This is a genomic window from Mariniflexile sp. HMF6888 (assembly GCF_044335535.1).
Taxonomy (GTDB): domain Bacteria; phylum Bacteroidota; class Bacteroidia; order Flavobacteriales; family Flavobacteriaceae; genus Mariniflexile.
Genome location: NZ_JBIQVZ010000001.1, coordinates 653,958 through 677,087 on the forward strand (window position 1 = coordinate 653,958; position 23,130 = coordinate 677,087).

At 35.0% G+C, this 23,130-nt stretch carries 18 protein-coding genes and 1 riboswitch; of the genes, 2 read left to right on the top strand and 16 right to left on the bottom strand.

All coding sequences use genetic code 11. The features are described 5' to 3' along the window. Positions 1-3 precede the first annotated feature (3 nt). The 4 genes from ACGLWY_RS03130 to ACGLWY_RS03145 form a co-directional block, all read right to left on the bottom strand. Complete coding sequence (locus ACGLWY_RS03130) at positions 4-1,176, bottom strand: trans-sulfuration enzyme family protein (RefSeq protein WP_396618208.1); 1,173 nt, start codon at positions 1,174-1,176, stop codon at positions 4-6. 208 nt (positions 1,177-1,384) lie between these two features. Next, on the bottom strand, positions 1,385-4,786 hold the full coding sequence (gene thrA / locus ACGLWY_RS03135) for a bifunctional aspartate kinase/homoserine dehydrogenase I (protein ID WP_396618209.1): 3,402 nt from the start codon (positions 4,784-4,786) through the stop codon (positions 1,385-1,387). Positions 4,787-4,795: 9 nt separating this feature from the next. Beyond that, positions 4,796-6,073, bottom strand: a complete 1,278-nt coding sequence (locus tag ACGLWY_RS03140; protein WP_396618210.1) for an O-acetylhomoserine aminocarboxypropyltransferase/cysteine synthase family protein — start codon at positions 6,071-6,073, stop codon at positions 4,796-4,798. Between the two features lie 188 nt (positions 6,074-6,261). Then, a riboswitch (SAM riboswitch) is annotated at positions 6,262-6,361 on the bottom strand. 117 nt (positions 6,362-6,478) lie between these two features. Next, positions 6,479-8,029, bottom strand: a complete 1,551-nt coding sequence (locus tag ACGLWY_RS03145) for a hypothetical protein (RefSeq protein ID WP_396618211.1) — start codon at positions 8,027-8,029, stop codon at positions 6,479-6,481. Between the two features lie 148 nt (positions 8,030-8,177). Between ACGLWY_RS03145 and ACGLWY_RS03150 the strand changes: the two genes are divergently transcribed. Both ACGLWY_RS03150 and leuB read left to right on the top strand, forming a co-directional pair. After that, positions 8,178-9,353 (top strand): 2-isopropylmalate synthase, encoded by a 1,176-nt coding sequence (locus ACGLWY_RS03150; RefSeq protein WP_396618212.1) that lies wholly within the window; start codon positions 8,178-8,180, stop codon positions 9,351-9,353. A gap of 6 nt (positions 9,354-9,359) precedes the next feature. Further along, positions 9,360-10,478 (top strand): 3-isopropylmalate dehydrogenase, encoded by a 1,119-nt coding sequence (leuB, locus tag ACGLWY_RS03155; RefSeq protein WP_396618213.1) that lies wholly within the window; start codon positions 9,360-9,362, stop codon positions 10,476-10,478. 459 nt (positions 10,479-10,937) lie between these two features. Here leuB and ACGLWY_RS03160 read toward each other — a convergent pair whose 3' ends face one another. The 12 genes from ACGLWY_RS03160 to ACGLWY_RS03215 all read right to left on the bottom strand — a co-directional run bounded on the left by ACGLWY_RS03160 (position 10,938) and on the right by ACGLWY_RS03215 (position 22,824). Then, positions 10,938-11,303, bottom strand: a complete 366-nt coding sequence (locus ACGLWY_RS03160) for an SET domain-containing protein (RefSeq protein ID WP_396618214.1) — start codon at positions 11,301-11,303, stop codon at positions 10,938-10,940. 24 nt (positions 11,304-11,327) lie between these two features. Next, positions 11,328-12,602 carry an argininosuccinate lyase gene (gene argH, locus ACGLWY_RS03165; protein ID WP_396618215.1) on the bottom strand — a complete coding sequence of 425 codons (1,275 nt, stop codon included), beginning with the start codon at positions 12,600-12,602 and terminating at the stop codon, positions 11,328-11,330. A 278-nt stretch (positions 12,603-12,880) separates the two neighbouring features. Further along, a complete protein-coding gene (locus ACGLWY_RS03170) occupies positions 12,881-13,954 on the bottom strand; it encodes a M20 family metallo-hydrolase (protein ID WP_396618216.1) in 1,074 nt (357 codons plus the stop codon). 1 nt (position 13,955) lies between these two features. Then, positions 13,956-14,735 (bottom strand): acetylglutamate kinase, encoded by a 780-nt coding sequence (gene argB / locus ACGLWY_RS03175; protein ID WP_396618217.1) that lies wholly within the window; start codon positions 14,733-14,735, stop codon positions 13,956-13,958. Positions 14,736-14,779: 44 nt separating this feature from the next. Beyond that, the gene (locus ACGLWY_RS03180) at positions 14,780-15,718 is read right to left on the bottom strand and encodes an N-acetylornithine carbamoyltransferase (protein WP_396618218.1); all 939 of its coding nucleotides are present in this window, start codon (positions 15,716-15,718) and stop codon (positions 14,780-14,782) included. Between the two features lie 87 nt (positions 15,719-15,805). Continuing rightward, complete coding sequence (gene proB / locus ACGLWY_RS03185; RefSeq protein ID WP_396618219.1) at positions 15,806-16,570, bottom strand: glutamate 5-kinase; 765 nt, start codon at positions 16,568-16,570, stop codon at positions 15,806-15,808. Positions 16,571-16,572: 2 nt separating this feature from the next. Next, the gene (locus ACGLWY_RS03190; RefSeq protein ID WP_396618220.1) at positions 16,573-17,805 is read right to left on the bottom strand and encodes a glutamate-5-semialdehyde dehydrogenase; all 1,233 of its coding nucleotides are present in this window, start codon (positions 17,803-17,805) and stop codon (positions 16,573-16,575) included. 153 nt (positions 17,806-17,958) lie between these two features. Beyond that, on the bottom strand, positions 17,959-19,104 hold the full coding sequence (locus ACGLWY_RS03195; protein WP_396618221.1) for an aspartate aminotransferase family protein: 1,146 nt from the start codon (positions 19,102-19,104) through the stop codon (positions 17,959-17,961). A 1-nt stretch (position 19,105) separates the two neighbouring features. Further along, positions 19,106-19,900 (bottom strand): pyrroline-5-carboxylate reductase, encoded by a 795-nt coding sequence (gene proC / locus ACGLWY_RS03200; RefSeq protein ID WP_396618222.1) that lies wholly within the window; start codon positions 19,898-19,900, stop codon positions 19,106-19,108. A gap of 113 nt (positions 19,901-20,013) precedes the next feature. Beyond that, positions 20,014-20,991, bottom strand: coding sequence for an N-acetyl-gamma-glutamyl-phosphate reductase (gene argC, locus ACGLWY_RS03205; RefSeq protein WP_396618223.1), 978 nt, complete (start codon positions 20,989-20,991; stop codon positions 20,014-20,016). 3 nt (positions 20,992-20,994) lie between these two features. Further along, positions 20,995-22,170, bottom strand: coding sequence for an argininosuccinate synthase (locus ACGLWY_RS03210; protein WP_396618224.1), 1,176 nt, complete (start codon positions 22,168-22,170; stop codon positions 20,995-20,997). A 36-nt stretch (positions 22,171-22,206) separates the two neighbouring features. Then, positions 22,207-22,824 carry a GNAT family N-acetyltransferase gene (locus ACGLWY_RS03215; RefSeq protein ID WP_396618225.1) on the bottom strand — a complete coding sequence of 206 codons (618 nt, stop codon included), beginning with the start codon at positions 22,822-22,824 and terminating at the stop codon, positions 22,207-22,209. Positions 22,825-23,130: the final 306 nt, after the last annotated feature.

Consider the following 23,130-nt stretch of genomic DNA (forward strand, 5'->3'; position numbering starts at 1 on the left):
TAATTAATTCAAAGCTTGCTTTAAATCTGCAATAATATCATCGATATGTTCCAATCCTACAGAGACACGCACCATACCATCCGTAATACCTGATGCAGCTTTCACTTCTGGTTCAACCTTTGCGTGTGTCGTACTTGCCGGATGCGTTACAATAGTTCTTGTATCTCCTAAATTGGCGGATAGCGAACACATTTTAATAGCATCAAAAAAAGATCTCCCACCTTCTAGACCACCTTCTACCTCAAACGCTATAATATTCCCGCCTAATCGCATTTGTTTCTTTGCAATGTCGTGCTTAGGATGGGACTTTAAAAATGGATATTTCACCCATTTTACTTTAGGATGTTCATCTAAATATGTTGCCAATTTTAAGGCATTTTCACAATGCTTTTCAGTTCTAACAGCCAACGTTTCTAAAGATTTTGACAATACCCATGCATTAAAAGGACTCATTGCAGGACCTGTGAGTCTTGAGAACAGATATATGTCTCGAATCAATTCTTTTTTACCAACTGTAATTCCTCCTAACACACGCCCCTGTCCATCCATTAATTTGGTGGCTGAATGAATCACTAAATCAGCTCCAAACTTTATAGGATTTTGTAAATATGGTGTCGCAAAGCAATTGTCAACTACCAACAATATATTGTGCTTTTTACAAATGGCGCTCAAATATTCTAAATCCAACACATCAACCCCTGGGTTGGTTGGTGTTTCTGCATAAAGAAACTTGGTATTTGGTTTAATTAATCCTTCTATGGTTTCAACCTCATTGACATTAAAATAAGAGTACTCAATGTTCCATTTTGGAAAGTATTTTGTAAACAGACCATGGGTCGCTCCAAATACAGAACTACATGACACCACATGATCGCCTGCATCTAATAACGTTGCAAATGTTGAAAATACAGCAGCCATTCCACTTGCAAAAGCAAAACCAGCTTCTGCTCCTTCCATTAAACAAACTTTATCTACAAATTCGTTTACATTCGGATTGCTATAACGGCTGTACAAATCGCGCTGTTTTTCTTCAGCAAAAGACGCCCTCATTTCCTCAGCATCGTCAAAAATAAATCCTGATGTTATATATAAAGGTACCGAATGCTCTGAAAACTGGGTGGTTTCAGACTGCGTTCTTATGGCCAAAGTTTCAAATTGTTTTCTTTCCTTGCTCATGTTTTCTCTTTTTTGCCACTAATACACGAATTTAATAAGTGAAATTGGTAGCTAATTTTTTAGATTAAAATATCACTTCGACTGCGCTCAGTATGACAGTTAATAATTTTTATGAATTCTTCTCGATACCTATCGGGACACTAATAATTAATTTATTGAATAAATTAGTGTATTAGTGGCTGTTGACAGATTCCCGCCTGCGCGGGAATTAATTAATATGTTTAGACAACCTTAAAATGTCTCCAAAAACGCCTCTGGCAGTAACTTCTGCTCCTGCTCCAGCACCTTGAATGACTATAGGTTGCTCACCATACGACTCTGTAAATATTTCAAAAATAGCATCACTTCCTTTTATCTGACCTAAAGTACTATCACCCGGAATAGATACTAATTTCACTTCTAAATTACCTTTGTCTTTTGATAAATCGCCCGACAAATCACCAATATACCTCAATACATAACCCGGTTTTTGAGCTTCTTTTATCTTTTGAAATTCTTCATCCAAAACATTCAGTTGACTTAAAAATTCGGTTACTGAAATATTTCTATAAGCTTCAGGGATTAAATTTTGAACCGAAACATCTTCAAACTCATTTTGCAAATCCAGCTCTCTTGCCAAAATTAATAATTTTCTAGCAACGTCATTTCCTGAAAAGTCTTCTCTTGGATCGGGTTCGGTAAAACCTTTATCAATAGTTTCTTGTACAATGGCACTAAATGGTTTGTCCTGTACAGAGAAATTATTAAACAAATAGCTTAAAGTTCCTGAAAACACACCTCGAATTCTGGTAATATTTTCACCCGATTCGTGTAACAATTTAATAGTATCAATTAAAGGCAAGCCTGCACCAACGGTGGTTTCGTATAAATACTGTTTATTATGTGCTTTTAATTGGGTTCGTAAATCGTCATAAAACTGATACGAAATCGTATTGGCTATTTTGTTTGATGACACCAAATCGAAACCAGCTTCTACCAACGGCACATAATTATTATGAAAACTTGGGCTTGCTGTATTATCTACAGCTATTAAATTTTCTAAATGATGTGTTTTTGCAAAAGCAATAACATCTTCTATAGAACTTTTTAACTGCGATGCTTTTATAGCTTCTTTCCAATTTCCATCAACACCTTTTTTGTTTAAAAGCAGTTTTTTAGAGTTACCAATAGCAAACACGTTTAAATTAATTCCTTTTCGCTTTTCAATATCGCCTTTCGATTTTAAAATCTGATTAATTAAGGCACTACCCACACCACCGTGTCCAAAAATGGCAATGTTTATTTTTTTTGAAATCCCAAAAATCTCACCATGAATCACATTCATGGCTTTATGTAATTGATTCTTTTTAACAACCAAACTCACATTTTTTCCTGTAACCGTATTATTAAATAATAATGGTGTTATTTGGTTTTTTATAAGGGCGTTGAATGGTTTATGGAATGAACTTAATTCAATACCAATAATGGAAATAACCGACACATCGTCAACTACACCAATTTTATTGACATCTTGCGAATAGAAATCATTTTCAAACTCACGCTCTAAGGCAATAACCGCTTGGGTGGCTTCGTCGGCATTAATTATTAATCCTATACCACGTTCTGAAGATCCTTGGGAAATAATGCTAACACTAATATTATGTTTCGCCAATGCACCAAAAATTCGAGCATCTACACCACTTTTCCCTAACAAACCACGACCTTCTAAATTCAATAACGCCACATTATCTAAAACAGATAAAGAGGTGACTTCTTTTGAATTTGGTTTCGCCGTAATCAAAGTCCCTTCATCTTCAGGGTTAAAAGTATTTAAAATACGAAGATTGATATTTTTCTCAACCAATGGAATGATGGTTTTAGCATGTAAAACGGTGGTTCCAAAGTTTGCTAACTCATTGGCTTCACTGAATGATAATTCCCTTATTTTTTTAGCATCTTCAACCAAATCGGGATTGGCCGTATAAATACCATTTACATGGGTGTAATTTTGCAATTCTTCTGCATCTAGATAATTAGCCAGTAAAGCAGCCGTATAATTACTACCGTTTCTACCCAACGTCGTGGTTTCATTTTTAGCGTTTGAAGCAATAAACCCTGTTACAACATTTACAACATCTTTACCACTATTTTTATAAAAGGTCTTGACGTTATCTTTCGATAATTGTAAAATAGGTTGTGCATTACCAAAAGATCCATCAGTTTTAATTAACTCTCTAGAATCAACCGAAGACGCTTTTATGCCTTTCTTATTTAATAAAGCTGAAATAAGTTTCACTGAAAGCAATTCGCCTTGTGCTAAAATTTCATCTTTGGTTTTTTCACTATAATCACCTAATAAACTAACGCCTTCAAAAAGTTTATCTAAAACTGAAAATTCTTTTGAAAAATCAATCTCTTTTAAAGGTTCCGTTTGATAATTTTTAAATACCTGTAAGATTTCTTTATAAGGATGTCCTTTGGCTGCTTTATTTAAAATATCTTCTAAATCGTCGGTTGCAGAGCTTCTTGCCGAAACCACTACCGTAATTTTTTCACCTTCTTTTACCTTATTTTCAATAATTGAAATAACGGTGTTCAACCCTTCGCCGTTTGCTAACGATTTCCCTCCAAACTTTAATACTTTCATGCGTCTTTTTTTAGAACTTGGCACAAAAATGCCTTCTACTATTTTTTCTAATTGCTCGTATTCCATTAAAAAGGCATCATGCCCATGAACCGAATGTATCTCATTGTAAGTCACATTGGGATTTGACACTGCCAATTGCTTATGTGTTTGCCTGTTTTCCTCGGCTGTAAAAAACAAATCGGAGTCAACCCCAATAATATGAATGTTACCGTGTATGTTTTCCAATACATTAAAATCGGTTGGTCTGTTTTTAGTAACATCAATCGTTTTTAACAACTGATTCATCAACTTATAAGCTGAAAGCTGAAAACGTTCCTGTAATTTATTACCATGATGCAGCAACCAACTCTCCACATTAAAAATTTCCAACTCTACATTTTTGGAACGCTGAAAACGCTTATTAAATGATTCTGGCGTACGGTAACATAACATGGCATGCATTCTGGCATCGTGCACCGGATTTCTGGAATTTAATAAAAATTGTTCTTGAATTTGGCAATTGGCTATAAGCCAATCCGTCGATTTCCAATCGGTTGCAACAGGTATCAAATTTTCGGTAATATCTGGATTTAAAACGGCCATTTCCCAAGCAATACCCCCACCTAATGAACCACCAATAAGAGCAAATAGCTTTTCTACTTTTAATTCTTTTAAACCAATTAAAAATAATTTAGCAATGTCTCTCGCCACAAAATCTTTATAGTTTTCAATAACAAAACCATCAAATCCATTGCCCGGAATGTTAAAAGCCAAAACCGAGTAGAGCTTGGTATCGATGACTTTATCATCGCCTACCAAATCTGTCCACCAGCCATTTTTGCCAGCTACATTACTATTCCCTGTTAACGCATGGTTAACCAATACCACAGGTGCAGTCCCTAAAGCCTTACCAAATAGCTGATAGCTTAATTTGATTTCAGAAATAGATATTTTACTTTCCGTAATGTAATCCTTGATAATGATATGTTGCAATGCTTTTTTCAACAGAACTAATTATTTAATTGTTTTAAACGCTTCTTTTAAATCGGCTTTTAAATCGTCTATATCTTCAATACCCACAGACAAACGTATTAAATCTTTTGGTGCTCCTGCAGCATCCTGCTCTGCTTCAGTTAATTGTTGATGTGTTGTACTTGCTGGGTGAATAATAAGTGATTTTGTATCACCAATATTTGCCAATAATGAAAATAATTTTGAATTATCGGCTATCGCTTTGGCAGCATCAAAACCTCCTTTTGCCCCAAAGGTAACAATTCCGCTTTGTCCTTTTGACAAATATTTATCTGATAAGGCTTTGTATTTACTTGATTCTAAGCCTGGATAATTTACCCAAGCTACTTCGTCTTGTTCTTCTAACCATTTGGCTAATTCCAATGCATTTTCACTATGCTGTTTTATTCTAACTGGTAAGGTTTCTAAACCTTGAATGATTTGAAACGCATTAAACGGACTTAAAGCTCCACCAAAATCTCTTAAACCTTCTAATATTAATTTGAACGTATAAGCTGCAGCACCTAGCGCTTCACTATATACCAAACCGTGATAACCAGCTGAAGGTTGTGTAAATTCCGGGAATTTACCATTCGTCCAATCAAAAGTTCCAGCGTCAATAATAGCACCTCCTAACGATGTTCCTTGTCCACCAATATATTTTGTTAATGAATGGATAACAATATTCGCTCCATGTTTTATTGGATTTAATAATGCTGGTGTTGCCACTGTATTGTCTACAATAAATGGGACTCCAGCTGCTTTTGAATGTTTTGCAATAGCTTCCAAATCCAACACATCCAATTTTGGATTTCCTAAAGATTCTACAAAAAAAGCTCGGGTATTATCTTGCACTGCTGTTGCAAAATTATCTGGATTATCAGCATCAACAAACGTGGTTGTTATACCTAATCTAGGCAAGGTAACTTTTAATAAATTATAAGTTCCGCCATATAAACTGCTAGATGCCACAATATGGTCGCCCGCTTTTAACAACGTTAATAAACCTGTTGAAATGGCTGCCGTTCCAGAAGCAAAAACAACAGCTCCAATACCACCTTCTACAGCAGCTAAACGTTCTTGTAAAATTTGGTTCGTTGGATTGTTAAGTCTTGTGTAAATAAAGCCTAACTCTTTTAACGAAAATAAATTCGCTGCATGATCGGAATCATTAAAAACATACGATGTTGTTTGATAAATAGGAACTGCTCTAGTTCCAGCGTTTGCAGTAACATCATGCCCTGCATGTAATACGTTGGTTGCTAATTTTAATGTACTCATTTTTCTAATTTTTTGAGTTAATTTAAGTCTTCCGCTTTTGCAAGAATGACAATTTCAAAAGAACCCTAAATGCTATGCATTTATGGATTTATTCACGATTAAACCAAAAGCCAAATGCATCAAAACTTGATGTACTTAATAGAAAAATGTTAAAAAGAAAACTAAATTACGGACAAGTAATTTTTTTTTGGTTATCTATCCTTTCGGGTAGAATGTAGCACCTTCTTTACAGGTAAAGGGTTGCTAAGGCTTCACAGGGTCTAATCCCTCCGCCTTTCTTGATAACATTTCAGTAAGTTATTGAACTTTGTGAGTGCAAATATTCAGTTAGAAAAAGTTAAAATCCTAATTTTTTTCAATAAATTTTTTAAAAACTTTTGAGCTTTTAGCTATTTTGTTTAAGTTTTACTTGTTAGAACGCATGCCATGAAACTTGCTTTGAATGACTAAAGCAATTGGTTTATTTTCAATTTTAGACTCTAACCACGATATAATATCTAAGTACAAAAAGGCACGGCTTTGGTATGGATCGTGTTCAAATTCCTTAAGTTTCTTATGAAGTTTAATGAACTCGTTTCTAACTTCATTTGGATAAATATCACCCAAACCTCTTAAGAATTTAATAAACTCCTTTTGTACATCATATAGGTCTTCCATTTTAATCAAAAACTTATAGGTACTACGAATTAGCACATCTAAATTATAGTCCATTCCTGCTTCGTAATGCGCAACCAGATTCAATATTCTTGAAAAACATAATAAATCCTCTCGCATTTGCAGGGTTTTGTTACTTATTATTTTTTCTAAATATTGAATACACTTTTTATTTTCGCCAGCACCAAAATACATACTCGCTATTTTGTAATAAAACACCATAATATGATGTTCATCAATCCTGTCGCTATAATCTTTTAACCGATGTAAAACTTCATCAACTAGTGGCAAACCTTCCTTAAAGCTGCCTTCAATAAAATGAAGATTGAATTTATTATTATAAACATAGAGAAACGTTAAACCATCAATATTATCATCAAAAGGGAACCATTTCTCTTTGGTAATGGTTTCCAATCGTATTAACGACTCTTTAAATTTTTCGTAATGTCTTAAATAAAATAATGCTTCCAATAAATAATGATTTCCTCTTAAAAAAAAGACTGGATTTAGGATAATTTGATCCTTGTTCTCATAAAAAAGCTCCACCCATTTTGTGGCATATTTATAACAAGACAAAAAATCAACCGTTAAAAAACTATACCATAAATAGGCTTTGTATAACCACAATTTTTCTCGGAAACCCAAGGTATTTATATCATATTTTGGAAGTCTTGCGTTAAAATATTTGATAACACGTTTACTTTCTTTATCGTTTTTTACATAGCCTGTTTTTAAAAACAAACCGTACAATTGAAGCGATAAATTAGATAATTTGCTTGCCAATACATTTTGTTGGCTTAGCTCTTTGGCTTGTATAGATAACTCATCGGCTCTATTACTTAAACTCCTTGTAATATACTGGGATTCAATAACTTTTTCCAGTTCAACAATTTCATATGCCACATTTTTTTCTTCGTTGGCAATAGCTAAATTCTTAGCCTTATCTAATATTTTTAAGCTTTGTTTATATAAGCCTTTGTGGTATAAAATGGTTGCAAAATCTAACTGTTCACGGATTTGAATCCTCACATTTTGATGTGACGGGTTTAACCGTAAACTAATTAATATTTGCTTGTACAAATGTGCTTTTAAATTAGATAGCTGCTCTTTTTTTACAATTCCTTTTTTAAGAATTGCAGCTTCATCGTAAGTCGAAAGTTTTTCTAAAATATTAAAAAGCGTCAAAAATTTTGAATCTTCATTAACCCCTAATCGTCCAACATAAAGTTTAAATTGGCGCTTTTCAGACTTAGAAAGCGACTTTACCAATACAAACAAATTATCTTTTTGCTCTTTTGTCATAGTTATAAAAACCTTGTTAATAATTTGATTTTCAATTATTTAACTAAACTATATTCAAGTTAAACATCGTAAAAAAAGTGAGTTGCATTATCATTTAAGGAAACCAAAATATACATTCGTAATACAAAAGAAAAATTTATTTTATTAAATGTCTAATACTAACGTCCAAATTTTTGACACAACGCTTCGCGATGGCGAGCAAGTCCCAGGCTGCAAACTAAACACTGAACAAAAATTAATCATTGCTGAACAGCTTGATTTGTTAGGTGTTGATATTATTGAGGCCGGTTTCCCTGTATCAAGTCCTGGCGATTTTAAATCGGTTGAAGCCATTTCTAAAATTGTTAAGCATGCAACAGTCTGTGGTTTAACCCGTTCTGTTGAAAACGATATAAAAGTAGCTGCCGAAGCATTAAAATACGCTAAAACGCCACGAATCCATACTGGAATTGGAACTTCTGATTCTCATATAAAATTCAAATTCAACTCAAATAGAGATGCCATTCTTGACCGTGCTTTTAAGGCGGTAAGTTACGCAAAATCTTTTGTTGAAGATGTAGAATTTTATGCTGAAGATGCTGGAAGAACCGATAATGAATATTTAGCACGCGTTTGCGAAACTGTTATTAAAGCCGGTGCTACCGTTTTAAACATTCCAGATACTACTGGTTACTGTTTACCACACGAGTATGGTGCTAAAATTAAGTATCTAAAAGAAAACGTAAAAGGTATTGAAAAGGCTATTTTATCATGTCACTGCCATAACGATCTAGGATTGGCTACAGCCAACTCCATAGAAGGCGTTATTAATGGTGCCCGCCAAATTGAATGTACCATAAACGGTATTGGTGAGCGTGCAGGAAATACTGCCTTGGAAGAAGTCGTCATGATTTTAAAACAACACCCGTATTTAAATTTAGATACCCATATCAAAACAGAAATGCTTTACGGCATTAGCCAATTGGTATCGGAAAGTATGGGTATTTATACACAACCAAACAAAGCTATTGTTGGGGCTAACGCCTTTGCCCATAGCTCTGGAATCCATCAAGATGGTGTGATTAAAAACCGTGAAACTTACGAAATTATAGACCCAAAAGATGTTGGCGTCACCGAATCCGCTATTGTGTTAACTGCAAGAAGTGGGCGTGCTGCATTAGCATATAGAGCAAAGAATGTTGGATACGAATTAACAAAACTTCAATTGGATGAAATCTATTTAAATTTCTTGGATTTTGCCGATAATAAGAAAGAAGTTGATGATAACGATATTCATTACATTATAGAGAACAGTAAATTATATAAGGAAATTATTTCTGCTTAATAGATTATGAAATTAAATATAGCCGTTTTACCAGGCGATGGCATAGGTCCAGAAGTTATAGCACAAGCCGAAAAGGTCTTGAAAGCTATTGCTATGGAGTTTAACCATGTATTTATATTTCAACATGCTTTAGTTGGTGCTAGCGCTATAGAAAAAACAGGAAACCCATTACCAGAAGAAACCATTAGCATTTGTGAAAATGCCGATGCTATCTTATTCGGTGCCATAGGAAATGCAGCGTTCGATTTAGACCCTTACGCCAAAATAAGACCCGAACAAGGGCTTTTACGATTGCGTAAATCCTTAGGACTATATACCAATATAAGACCTGTAATTGCTTACGAAGACTTACTTAACAAATCTTCTTTAAAGAAAAAACAAATAAGCAATACCAATATTCTTATTTACCGCGAGCTTACTGGAGGCATTTATTTTGGTGAGAAAAAATTAAGCGACGACGGCAATACGGCATCCGATATTTGCGAATATACCCGTTTTGAAATTGAACGCATTGCCCATTTAGCATTTAAAGCAGCTCAATCCAGAAAACGCAAATTAACCTTGGTTGATAAAGCCAATGCTCTAGAAAGCTCCAGATTATGGCGTAGAGTCGTGCAAGAATTAGCACCACAATACCCAAATGTTCGATTGCATTTTATGTATATCGACAATGCCGCTATGGAACTCATCATGAACCCAAGACAATTTGATGTTATTTTAACCGAAAACATGTTTGGCGACATCCTATCGGAAGAAGCCAGCGTCATTGTAGGTTCCATTGGTTTACTGGCTTCAGCGTCTCTAGGAGACAAGCACGCTATGTTTGAGCCCATACATGGAGCTTACTCAAAAGTAGCCAACAAAGGCATCGCAAACCCTATAGCATCCATTTTGGCAGCAGCCATGCTATTAGATCATTTTGGATTGGATGACGAAGCAGCATTAGTAAGAGAAGGTGTCGATAAATCATTAAAATTACATATTACCACACCCGATTTAAACACAAAGTACGATAACATTACCACCACAAAAGTTGGCGATTTCATTGAAGATTTTATAAACAATCCAGATGAAACCAATTTAAACTTTACCAATATACATTTAGGGCAGTCCACAATCATTTAATTATTTGAGTTAGTCACCAAAATTTAAAAACTTTCGGGATAGTCCATAAAAGCGCATTTTAACAAGTGCGCTTTTTTAATGTGTATTATTTGGTAGTTGCTGTGCGTAGTTGCTGTGTAGTTGCTGTGCGAAGTCTCCCGACTTCGCACCCCTCCATCCCAATAATCCACTAACGAAGCGAATAAACATAAAGCAAGCATTAATTTGTAGTAAAAACCTTGCTTTAATGCATGAAAAAGCCGCCATATTGCTATAAAAGCTTTTTATTTTTTTATCGCTTACTCTTACCGCCACTAAGCCGGAGCTTAGCGGGAGCGGGCATGAGTATAATCTCTAACGCAATATCTTTGCATCTTTACTAGTTTTTTACGCCATTTCGAAGCAAATTTATTTACTGCGGCAATCGACTTATCGTTTACCAAAAGATTTTCGGAGAAAGATTCACACTATTGCAATTGATTATCTAGGTAAACCCTTAACAAAATCTTCAAAAGCATCGTTGTAGTAAATGGTAATTTCAGCCCCCTTCACAATATCTGTTTTTGCTACAAATGTTTGGATTAAGTTATCAAAATCACGCCCGTCAACATTGGCATTTGGCTGACTACTATGATTAAAAAAACTCCCTGCATCGCTTATACAAATAGCATCATATTCCTCCGTCCAAGGAAACTGAAGGGTTGCCAAAACTTCTGGCAAGTTTTCATTTACATGAATAAGTGCCATGTGGCTCGCAACTAATAGTTCGCCTTTAGCAATATTTCGCGTTGCAAAAACGCCTTTTCCGTGTAATGGCGATTGCTTTATTTCTACTGAGGTGTGCATTTATTGTATATAAATAGGAAGTATTTATTCAGGAAATTTGTTTCTAATTTTATCTAAACACAAATTATGAATACTCCCTACATGGGTGTGTTTTTTAGACGTATCAGGTTTGTATGTTCCATTTTGTACTTCACCACCAATTTTTTGATATGCTTCTCTAAAACTTTGCCCTTCTACAACAAGCGTGTTAATGTTATCAACCGTAAAAAGATATTTGTACAAATCGTTATTGACATCAACATCTTTTACAATAACTTGCTGAATCGAGAAATTGAAAATATCCAAAATGTCTTTAATATCTTCAAAAGCAGCGATCATATTTTCTTTTAACAACTGAAAATCGCGGTGGTAACCACTTGGTAAATTATTGGTTATTAAAAGCATCTCGGTTTGTAACGCTTGGATTTTATTGCATTTACCACGAATCAATTCAAAAACATCTGGATTCTTTTTGTGTGGCATGATGCTACTACCCGTTGTTAATTCATCTGGAAAGGAAATAAAACCAAAATTCTGACTCATATACAAACACACATCCATAGCAAAACGCCCCATGGTGTTGCATAAACTTCCTAAACTAGCCGCAATGGTCCGTTCGCTTTTACCACGACTCATTTGCGCCGCAACCACATTGTATTTTAGGGTTGCAAAATTCATCTCTTTAGTGGTAAACTCCCTATCTATTGGAAATGAACTTCCGTATCCCGCAGCAGAACCCAACGGATTTTGATCGACGGTTTTTAAAGCTGCATTCAGCAAATACACATCGTCTATTAAAACCTCAGCATATGCCGAAAACCACAACCCAAAAGATGATGGCATGGCCACTTGAAGGTGTGTATATCCAGGAAGTACTTTGTCTTTGTAGGTATCTGCTAAACCTAAAAGAGTTTCAAAAAGGGTTTGTGTTTTCTGTTTCACAATGCCTAAATTCTCTTTGTAATATAATTGCAACGCCACTAAAACTTGGTCATTTCTAGAGCGCGCCGTGTGGATTTTTTTACCGACTTCTCCTAACGATTTAGTCAATTCAAATTCTATTTTAGAATGCACATCTTCAAACTGTGGATCGATTACAAAAGTGCCATTATCTATTTGGGTTTCTAATTTTTTCAAACCTCCTAATAACTCGATCAATTCATTGGCAGTAAGAATGCCAATCTTTTGAAGCATTTTAGCATGAGCTCTTGATGCAATTACATCGTATTTAGCTATATGAATATCAATTTCCCTATCGTTTCCAACAGTAAATTGCTCTATTTTTTTATCTATTGATATACCTTTATCCCAGAGTTTCATAAATTTCTGCGAAGGCAGAAATCTCCACCTTCATTTTTTTGTTAATACTTTAATTTAAAAACCGTTTCGGCTTTTTTTATTTCATTAGATTTTGAGTTTTCTCTACTTAAAAAATTGAAATGTTCTCTCTTATAGATTCCTTCCTACGCAGGAATTATCATTTTATTTCCCAACTGCCAATTTTTAAAACCTGACAGTTATTATTCATTTTGTTGACCCTTCGACTCCGCTCAGGGTGACATTCATTTCTTAATTGCCTTACAAAAAGAGATTCCTGCCTACGCAGGAATTATCACTCGATTCAACAATTCAACATAAATTTTAATCCCTTCTTCAATTTCATGCAAATAAATAAATTCGTCTGCTGAATGTGAACGTGGACTATCACCAGGTCCTAATTTTAAAGATTTACATGACAACCAGGCCTGATCTGATAATGTTGGTGAGCCATACATCGTTCTACCCATGGCGATTCCTGCTTGCACCAATGGGTGTTCAACGGGTATAGACGAGGAGTTTAAATGCAAACTACGAGGTACAATACTGGAACATGGTGCATTTTTCTGTAAAAATTCTGCAATTTCGGCATTCGTATAGGCATCATTAACACGAACATCAATGACCAATTCCACGTCGGCTGGCACTACATTATGCTGCTTTCCGGCATTGATTTGGGTAACCGTTAATTTCACATCACCCAATGCTTCCGTACTTTTTTCAAACTTCAAATCTTTAAACCATTGCAATGTTTCAATGGTTTTATAAATGGGATTATCGTCATTTGGGTGTGCTGCATGACTCGCCGTTCCTTTTACTTTGGCATCAAAAACAACCAAGCCTTTTTCAGCAACAGCTAAATTCATTTGAGTTGGTTCGCCCACAATCGCCACATCAATCTTAGGAATAATTTTCAGCATACTATTTAATCCATCCGGACCACTGCTTTCTTCTTCTGCTGAAGCAACTAAAATTAAATTATATTTTAAATCTTTATGATTGTAAAAATATGTAAATGTAGCTATTAACGACACCAAACAACCACCCGCATCGTTACTTCCTAAACCATATAGTTTACCGTCCTCTACAATGGCTTTAAAGGGATCTTTTGTATAAGCTGTATTAGGTTTTACAGTGTCGTGGTGCGAATTAAGCAACATATTTGGTTTGCTAGCATCAAAGTGCTTGTTAACAGCCCAAACATTGTTTTTTGTTCGTTTATAATCGATGTTATATCGCTTAAACCAAGTTTCAATATGCAATGCGGTTTGATCTTCTTCTGAAGAAAAAGACGGTGTTTCTATTAATTGTTTTAATAGTGCAATCGCATTGTTTGTTAATTCTTGTAACGCCATATTATAGAGTTATTCTTGTAAAATTATCATTTTCTTGGGTTAACATAGCTGTGTTTCCCATATTTATGGTTTTTACACCATGGTTTAAAGCATCGAAACAGTTTTCTAACTTTGGCAGCATGCCATCTGCAATGATGCCTTGCTCCAATAATTCTGAATACACCTTAGAATCGATATGCTTTATAACTGAATTTTTATCGTTGATATCTTTTAAAACACCATCCAATTCAAAACAATAATAAATAGATGTTTCGTAAAGTTTGCTCATACCAACAGCTACTTGGGAGGTAATGGTATCTGCATTGGTGTTTAATAATTGTCCGTTACCATCATGCGTTATGGCACAAAACACAGGGGTGAAATCTGCCTGAATTAGTTTGTCGATAGACTTATGAGCTACTTTTTTAACATCGCCCACAAAACCAAAATCCACCTCTTTTACGGGTCTTTTTTCTGATGAGATACTGTTGATATCGGCACCCGTTAACCCAATGGCATCTACTTGTAATGCCTGTAACTGTGCTACGATATTTTTATTCACCAATCCACCATAAACCATGGTAATTACTTCTAAAGTTTCGGCATCGGTGATGCGTCTGCCATTGACCATTTTAGATTCGATACCTAATTTTGATGCCATACTGGTAGCTCGTTTTCCACCACCATGTACTAAAATCTTCTTTCCTTTTAAATTAGCAAATAGTTTTAGAAATGCGCTTAAAGACACATCGTCTTCAATAATATTTCCTCCTATTTTTACTATGGATAGTTTTTCTTTCATCTTTATTTTAATAGGTTTCGACTGCGCTCAACCTGACAATTCATTTACAAATTTTCAAGTATCTTTTTAAGTACCAATTGCGCAGCATAGGTTCTATTGTTGGCTTGTTGGATAACAATAGAGCTATCACTATCTAAAACAGCGTCTTCAACAATGACATTTCGTCTTACAGGTAAACAGTGCATAAATTTAGCATGGCCCAATTTTGCTTTTGTAATCATCCAATTGGGATCGGTGTTCAATACTTTTCCATAATCGTTATAACTGCTCCAGTTTTTTACATATACAAAATCGGCATTTTTAAAAGCGTCCTCTTGACTGTGAATTATTGGGGTTTTTCCTGTGATTTCCGGATTTAACTCATACCCTTCTGGATGTGTTATTACAAACTCCACATCCATTTTTTGCATGGCTTGTACAAAACTATTCGCTACAGCGTGCGGTAATGATTTTATATGTGGCGCCCAACTTAAAACTACTTTAGGCTTGGCTGTTTTGGCATGTTCTGAAATAGTAATGGCATCGGTAAGCCCTTGAAGCGGATGACCCGTAGCGCTTTCCATATTCACAATGGGCACAGTGGCATATTTTACAAACGATTTAAGTACATGCTCACTTTCGTCTTTTGCTTTATCTGTTAACGTTGGGAACGCTCTTACCGCAATAACATCGCAGTATTGGGATACTACAGCAGCGGCTTCTTTAATATGCTCTGCGGTGTTTCCATTCATAATGGTGCCATCTCCAAACTCAATACCCCAAGCATCACCGGAAACATTCATCACAATAGGATTCATGCCTAAATTTAACGCTGCTTTTTGGGTACTTAAACGCGTACGCAAACTAGAATTAAAAAACAATAATCCAATGGTTTTATGTTTTCCTAAATCAATATGCTTAAGCGGATTTGCTTTTAATGCTTTAGCTTCCTCAATCCATGAATGGATATTATCTATATCGTGTATGGAGGTATAATGTTTCATCTTGCTGTTGTTTCTTTTTACACCTACAAAGTTTTTATACCTACAAGGTTTATAAAACCTTGCTGGACTATCTTAAACCTTGCAGGATTATTTTATTTTAGTAAACGGTGCTTTGTTATTCATAGCATTTACTATGAAATTATCTTCCAATCCGTTTACTATCCATGTTTCTATATTTGCTTTTTTTGTTACTTCAGCGGCTTCAATTTTAGATTGCATACCGCCGCTTCCGTGCGACGATTTTGAACTTACTACCTGCTTTAACAACTCCTCAAAATCTTCAACTACTTCAATGGTTTTTGGTGTGCCATTCTCCATAGATTCCTTGGTATAAATACCGTTTGTATTGGTAGCAATAATAAACAAATCTGCTTTTAAAAGAGACGCTGTTAATGCCCCTAATTTATCGTTATCTCCAAACTTAATCTCGTCGGTGGCAACGGTATCATTTTCATTAATGATTGGAATATAATTATTATTGACCAAAACATTAATAGTGTTTACAATATTTGTTCGGCTTTGTTCCCTTTCAAAATCGGAATACGACAACAAACACTGCGACGTCAACAACCCCGCTTCTCTAAAAATTTCTTGATAGATGCGAATTAAATGTGGCTGGCCAATAGATGCCAATGCTTGCTTCACATTAATATCTTTGCCTTTGCTTTCCAGTTTCACAAACTGTTTTGCCACGGCAATAGCTCCCGAACTTACAATAATGAACTCGCAAGTATCTTGTAAATGAGCGATTTGATTCGCCATATCTTCAATCTTACCTCTAGAGATGTTATCCGTTTCTTTAGTAAGGGTATTAGAACCTACTTTTAGCAATATTCTTTTTTTCTTTTGCATGCTTATCTTATTTGTCCATTGCCATGAACATACCATTTATTGGTTACCAAATGTTCCAACCCGATAGGGCCTCTTTGGTGTAATTTATCGGTACTGATTGCCAGCTCACCACCTAAACCTAATTGGCTACCATCGGTAAAACGAGTAGATGCATTATGATAAACCGCCGCTGTATCTACATTGGCCATAAAAGTTTCAGCAACATCGTTATTTGTTGTGATAATAGAAGATGAATGACCACCAGAATATTTATTAATCATAGCGATCGTAGCTTCATTAGAATCTATTTCAGCCATAGCAATTTTATAATCTAAAAATTCCTCATACCAGATATCATCAGACTCAATGGCTTCAACACCTTCAAATTTTGAAATGGCTTCATCACCTAAAATCTGTACTTTAAATTCTTTTAATTTAGAAATCAAAGCTTTAATAAAAGCTTCTTTATTTGGTAGATTTTCATCAATCAACACCTTATCTAAAGCATTACATGCTGAAATTTTAGCTGTTTTCGCATTGATAATCACGTTTAAAGCAATTTGTTGGTCTGCGTCTTTGTGAACATACACAAAGTTATTTCCTCGTCCACTGATAATTACCGGACATGTAGCATGTTGCTTAACAAAAGCAATTAAACGCTCGCCTCCACGAGGTACTATTAAATCCACTTTTTGGGTTGGATTTTCTAAAAAAGCCTGTGTCTCCGTTCTGTTGAATTGTAGATATTCAACCCAATCGGTTGAAGCACCATGTTCTTTCAATGCTTGATGCCACAATTCAACTATTTTTAAATTAGATTTTAAAGACTCTTTCCCTCCTTTTAATAGAATTTTATTTCCCGATTTAAAAGCGATTCCTGCGGCCTCGACTGTCACATCTGGTCTCGATTCATAAATAATCAACACCGTTCCAAAAGAAGCTGTTTTATTGTAAACTTGCATCCCGTTATCATGCTTAAAACTAAAGCGTTCAATACCTACAGGATCTCTTTGTGCTGCTAAATGTGTTACCGAAGCAATCATTTCATCCACTTTGGAATCATCTACTTTTAAACGGTCGTACATAGAAATATCAGCACCATCATAAGCATCTAAATCGGCTTTGTTAATCTTAATAATAGCGGCTCTTTCAGAATCTAAAAGTGTTGCCATTTTAAGTAATACGTCGTTTCTTGTTTCTATGTTTAATAAAGTATTCATTTTTTTGTTTTTTTGTTTTGAGTTACAAAGTTTCAAAGCTGCAAAGTTACAAAGTTAGTGAGCTGCTTAGCTGTAAAATTGTCTGCCTGTTAGATTTTGATACTTTTACTCTTAGGCACTCTGTTTCTCAGTTACTTTGAAACTTTGAAACTTTGATACTTTGAAACTCTGTTACTTTGAAACTTCTTTCTATTTCTCAACTTCTATTGGCTCTAGAGTTTTCTTAAGTGCTTCAAAAAATTGATTTACATGTGCTTTTTTAATGGTTAATGGTGGTAAAATTCTAATTAACTTTTTGTTTGAAGCGCCACCGGTGAAAACATGATGCTCATAAATAAGCTTTTTCCTTAGCTCTCCAACTTCAAAATCGAATTCCAATCCAATCATTAATCCTTTTCCTTTAATAGTTTTTATCTGCGGAATTGTTTTAGCGATGCTAATAAAATATGCTGAAATGTCATTGACATTATCTATCAATTTCTCATCTTCAATCGTATTTAAAACCGCTAACCCTGCCGCACAGGCTAAATGATTTCCGCCAAATGTGGTACCCAACATACCGTGTTTTGCTTCAATACTTGGATGTATTAAAATGCCTCCTATCGGAAAACCATTCCCCATACCTTTAGCAATTGAAATAATTTCCGGTGTTACATTGTAATACTGAAACGCAAAGAATTTCCCGGAACGTCCGTAACCCGATTGCACCTCATCAGCAATAAAATAGGTATTGTTCGCTTTACAAAGTGCGTCTACTTGCTCAAAAAACTCGGCAGTTCCTTGGTCTAATCCGCCAACCCCTTGAATAAATTCTACAATAACCGCACAAACATCACCTTTTTCTAATTCTCTTTTAACACCTTCAACATCATTCAAAGCCAAAAAAGTGACTTGTTGTTGTGCATTGATGGGGGCTACAATGTTTTTATTATCAGTTACTGCCACCGCTGCCGATGTACGCCCATGAAACCCATTATTAAAAGCGATAACTCGTGCTTTACCTGTTTTAAACGAAGCTAGCTTTAAAGCATTTTCATTGGCTTCAGCACCCGAATTGCACAAAAACAATTCATAATCTTTACAACCTGATAATTTTTCAATTTTATCAGCTAATGCAACCTGCAACGGATTTTGAATCGCATTGGAATAAAATCCAAGTTTAGAAACTTGATTGGTAACGGCTTCTACATAATTGGGATGCGAATGCCCTATAGAAATTACGGCATGACCTCCGTAAAGGTCTAAATATTCAACTCCTGCATCGTCGTAAACGTGCATATCTTTTCCAGAAACTGGAGTTACATTATATAATGGATAAACGTCAAATAATGGCATTTTAATTCTTTTTAATTTGATTAATTTTTTCAAACGAAGCCACAATACCTTGTATTAAGGCGGAACTCAATCCTTGGTGCTCCATGGCATTTAAACCTTCAATAGTACAACCACTTGGAGTTGTTACGCGGTCTATTTCCTGCTCTGGATGTCTTCCTGATTCCAGTAACAAACTGGCGGCCCCAAAACACGTTTGTGTAGCTAATTCATGTGCCTGTTCTGCTTCAAAACCTAATTGTATGGCACCTTGCGTTGTAGCACGCACAAGGCGCATCCAAAATGCAATACCACTGGCACAAATAACGGTTGCTGCTTGCACCAAATCTTCAGGAATTACCATGGTTGTTCCTAATTGGTTAAATATATTTTGAGCTAAAGCCACCTTATCTTGCGCTTTGTCATTGGCTGCAATACAAGTCATGGATTTACCAATAGAAATAGCCGTATTTGGCATCACACGAATGATGTTTTTATCTTTCCCTAGAATACCTTCAATTCTAGCAATATCAACACCTGCAGCCACCGAAATAACCACATGATTAGCGGTAATCTTAGAAGCAACACTTTCTAACACCGCATTGATATGTTTTGGTTGCAAAGCGAATATTACCATATCCGATTGTTCTACAGCTAATATATTATCACTGGTAACAGTAACATTATCTACCGAATTAAAACTATTTACAGCCGTCGTATTCTTATCGCTTAAGTATAAAGACGTAAACGTTTTATTTTTAATCAGCCCTTTTGCAATAGAGCTTCCTAAGTTTCCTGTTCCTATAATAGCTATTTTCATAGTGTCGTTATTGGTTGTTAGTCATTATTTTTAATTATTTTCCTCCCCTAATTCCTCCGAAAAAAGGGAAAAACCCACATAAATCCCTTCCTTTTGGGAAGGTTAGCTGGGGTTTAAAAATAGGTCGCTTTTAACTGCAACCCTGTGGTTTCATCCAAACCAAACATTAAATTCATATTCTGAATTGCTTGGCCTGAAGCTCCTTTCAATAAATTATCAATAATACTTGTTACCAATAATTTATTATTGTGTTTATGTAAATGGATTAAACACTTATTTGTGTTAACCACTTGTTTTAAATGCAACACCTCATCTGAAACAAACGTGAATTTAGCATCATTATAAAATGTTTTAAATACATCTTTTGCCTCTTCTAAACTGCCTTCAAAATTAGTGTAAACTGTTGCAAAAATACCTCTTGAAAAATTCCCTCTATTTGGCATAAATAAAATTTCAGAATCAAAACTGCTTTGCAATTGATTAACCGATTGATTAATCTCACCTAAATGCTGATGTGTAAACGGTTTGTAATACGAAAAGTTATTATCTCTCCATGGAAAATGTGAGGTTTCAGATAATGATGTTCCCGCACCAGTAGCGCCTGTTACTGCATTGATGTGCACATCGTTATTTAGCAATCCTTTTTCAGCAAGTGGCAATAACGCCAATTGAATAGCTGTTGCAAAACATCCTGGATTTGCTATATAATTTGCTTTTTTAATGGCGTCTCTTTGTAATTCCGGTAAGCCGTAAACAAAGGTTTTATCATGAAACACTTTATCTTTTTCAAGACGGAAATCGTTTCCTAAATCAATAATCTTTGTATTTTCAGAAAATGCATTAGCCGATAAAAATTTCACAGAGTTTCCATGACCCAAACATAAAAATAGTACATCTACATGTGGATTGATGGTGTTGGTAAATTTTAAATCTAGGTCACCAAATAAATCTTGGTGCACACTGCTAATGTTATTTCCAGCATTGGATGTACTGTACACAAAGTCAATAGCAGCTTCTGGATGATTAATTAACAATCTAATTAGTTCACCAGCTGTATAACCAGCACCTCCAATAATACCTACTTGAATCATTTTTTAAGAATTTACTTGATGATATATTTTATTTTGATTTCCAAAGATTTTTATAAATCCTTTAGCTTCATCTGCTGTCCAACCTCTATTTTCTTCACCATAGCTACCAAACTTAGCATTCATTAAATCGTGTTCAGAACTAATGCCATCTAAGTTAAAATGATATGGCTTTAATGTTACAAACACATCGCCAGTTACCATTTCTTGACTGCTCTGTAAAAAAGCTTCAATATTACGCATCACTGGATCTAAATATTGCCCTTCGTGTAAATGCATGCCATAGAAACTCGCTAAATATTCTTTGTGTTGTAATTGCCATTTAGTAAGCGTGTGTTTTTCTAACAGGTGATGTGCTTTAATGGTAATTAATGCCGCAGGTGCTTCAAAACCAACACGCCCTTTAATACCTACAATCGTATCACCCACATGAATATCTCTACCAATAGCATAAGCTTTAGCCAAATTATTTAGGGTTTCAATATTAATTTCAGGATCGTTTTCAATACCGTTTACAGCAACCAACTCGCCTTTTTCAAAAGTTAATTTTACTTTTTCTTCTTCAGCATGCTTTAATTGCGAAGGGTAGGCGCTATCTGGCAATGGTTTATCTGAGGTTAAGGTTTCAGAGCCGCCAACACTGGTTCCCCAAAGTCCTTTGTTAACCGAGTATTTTGCTTTTTCCCAAGACATATCAATCCCATTGGCTTTTAAATAGTCAATTTCTTCTTGTCTGGTTAATTTCTCGTCTCTAATTGGCGTAATGATTTGGATTTCCGGAGCCAATGTTTGAAAAATCATATCGAAACGCACTTGGTCGTTTCCTGCGCCTGTACTACCATGTGCAATATATTCGGCACCTATACTTTTAGCATACTCAACAATTTCGATAGCCTGAATAATACGTTCGGCACTAACAGAAAGCGGATAGGTGTTGTTTTTTAACACATTACCAAAAATTAAATACTTCACTACTTTTTGATAAAATGTCGCTACAGCATCAATATTCTTATAGGTTGAAACACCCATTTTGTAGGCGTTCGATTCTATATGCTCAATTTCGGCTTTTGTAAATCCACCTGTATTTACGCTCACCGCATGTACATCAAACTTTTTAGATAAACTTACGGCACAATATGATGTGTCTAATCCGCCACTATATGCTATTACTAATTTTTTCATTGAAAATCATTTTTTTTATTTCCGCGAAGGCGGAAATCATTTTTTATCTTTTTTTAAAAACATGGTTTCTTTAATATGTTTTAATCTATTAAAAACCTTCTCTTTTATTTTTTTGGGTTCACTTTTATCTTTATCCTTTGGGTCATACAACATTCCTGTACACAAACACATTTTTCTGTTGGTACGTGTTAAAACATCATAATTTTTACAGGTTTGGCAGCCATCCCAAAAGGTTGGATCGTCGGTTAATTCTGAAAACGGTACGGGCTTATAGCCTAAATCCGTATTCATTTTCATTACAGCTAAACCCGTTGTAATACTAAACACTTTCGCATCGGGAAACTTGGTTCTTGAATGTTTAAATACTTTATGCTTTATTTTTTTTGCTAAACCAGCACCTCTATAATCGGGATGAACAATTAAACCGGAATTGGCTACAAACTTACCATGACCCCAAAGCTCAATATAACAAAAGCCTGCAAACGTATCACCATCTAAAGCAATAACGGCATTTCCGTTTACCATTTTCTTTGTTATATATTCGGGTGTTCTTCTGGCAATACCCGTGCCTCTAACAGCGGCAGATTCTGCAATAGTTTCGCAAATAATTTCTGCGTATTTAGAATGTGATATATCGGCAATAACAATTTTCATTGTCTTGATTTTGAATTAACTGTTATAAAAATGTTTTTTTTATTGATATAAGAACCGGACTCACCTAGGTTCATAAAAAGAAGCTCACCCTTACGGGCGACGGGGAAAAAAGCGACGCTCACCACAAGTAATTATTGTAGTTGAAGTGTAATAAAACGATATGTTTGAAATATCTTTAAACATTTTTCTTTTTAGAGGCGTAAAAGTATTATTTTATTTTTTATGATAAAAACGAAATGTAGGGTTTTTGTTGAATATTACGAATTATTAACAGAACTAAGCCATTAACGTGGGATTTTCTAAAAA

Coding starts and splice junctions, on each gene's coding strand:
- ACGLWY_RS03130 (WP_396618208.1), bottom strand. CDS start 1,176: ATGAGCAAGGAAAGAAAACAATTTGAAACTTTGGCCATAAGAACGCAG.
- ACGLWY_RS03140 (WP_396618210.1), bottom strand. CDS start 6,073: ATGAGTACATTAAAATTAGCAACCAACGTATTACATGCAGGGCATGAT.
- ACGLWY_RS03145 (WP_396618211.1), bottom strand. CDS start 8,029: ATGACAAAAGAGCAAAAAGATAATTTGTTTGTATTGGTAAAGTCGCTT.
- ACGLWY_RS03150 (WP_396618212.1), top strand. CDS start 8,178: ATGTCTAATACTAACGTCCAAATTTTTGACACAACGCTTCGCGATGGC.
- leuB (WP_396618213.1), top strand. CDS start 9,360: ATGAAATTAAATATAGCCGTTTTACCAGGCGATGGCATAGGTCCAGAA.
- ACGLWY_RS03160 (WP_396618214.1), bottom strand. CDS start 11,303: ATGCACACCTCAGTAGAAATAAAGCAATCGCCATTACACGGAAAAGGC.
- argH (WP_396618215.1), bottom strand. CDS start 12,602: ATGAAACTCTGGGATAAAGGTATATCAATAGATAAAAAAATAGAGCAA.
- ACGLWY_RS03170 (WP_396618216.1), bottom strand. CDS start 13,954: ATGGCGTTACAAGAATTAACAAACAATGCGATTGCACTATTAAAACAA.
- argB (WP_396618217.1), bottom strand. CDS start 14,735: ATGAAAGAAAAACTATCCATAGTAAAAATAGGAGGAAATATTATTGAA.
- ACGLWY_RS03180 (WP_396618218.1), bottom strand. CDS start 15,718: ATGAAACATTATACCTCCATACACGATATAGATAATATCCATTCATGG.
- proB (WP_396618219.1), bottom strand. CDS start 16,570: ATGCAAAAGAAAAAAAGAATATTGCTAAAAGTAGGTTCTAATACCCTT.
- ACGLWY_RS03195 (WP_396618221.1), bottom strand. CDS start 19,104: ATGCCATTATTTGACGTTTATCCATTATATAATGTAACTCCAGTTTCT.
- proC (WP_396618222.1), bottom strand. CDS start 19,900: ATGAAAATAGCTATTATAGGAACAGGAAACTTAGGAAGCTCTATTGCA.
- argC (WP_396618223.1), bottom strand. CDS start 20,991: ATGATTCAAGTAGGTATTATTGGAGGTGCTGGTTATACAGCTGGTGAA.
- ACGLWY_RS03210 (WP_396618224.1), bottom strand. CDS start 22,170: ATGAAAAAATTAGTAATAGCATATAGTGGCGGATTAGACACATCATAT.
- ACGLWY_RS03215 (WP_396618225.1), bottom strand. CDS start 22,824: ATGAAAATTGTTATTGCCGATATATCACATTCTAAATACGCAGAAATT.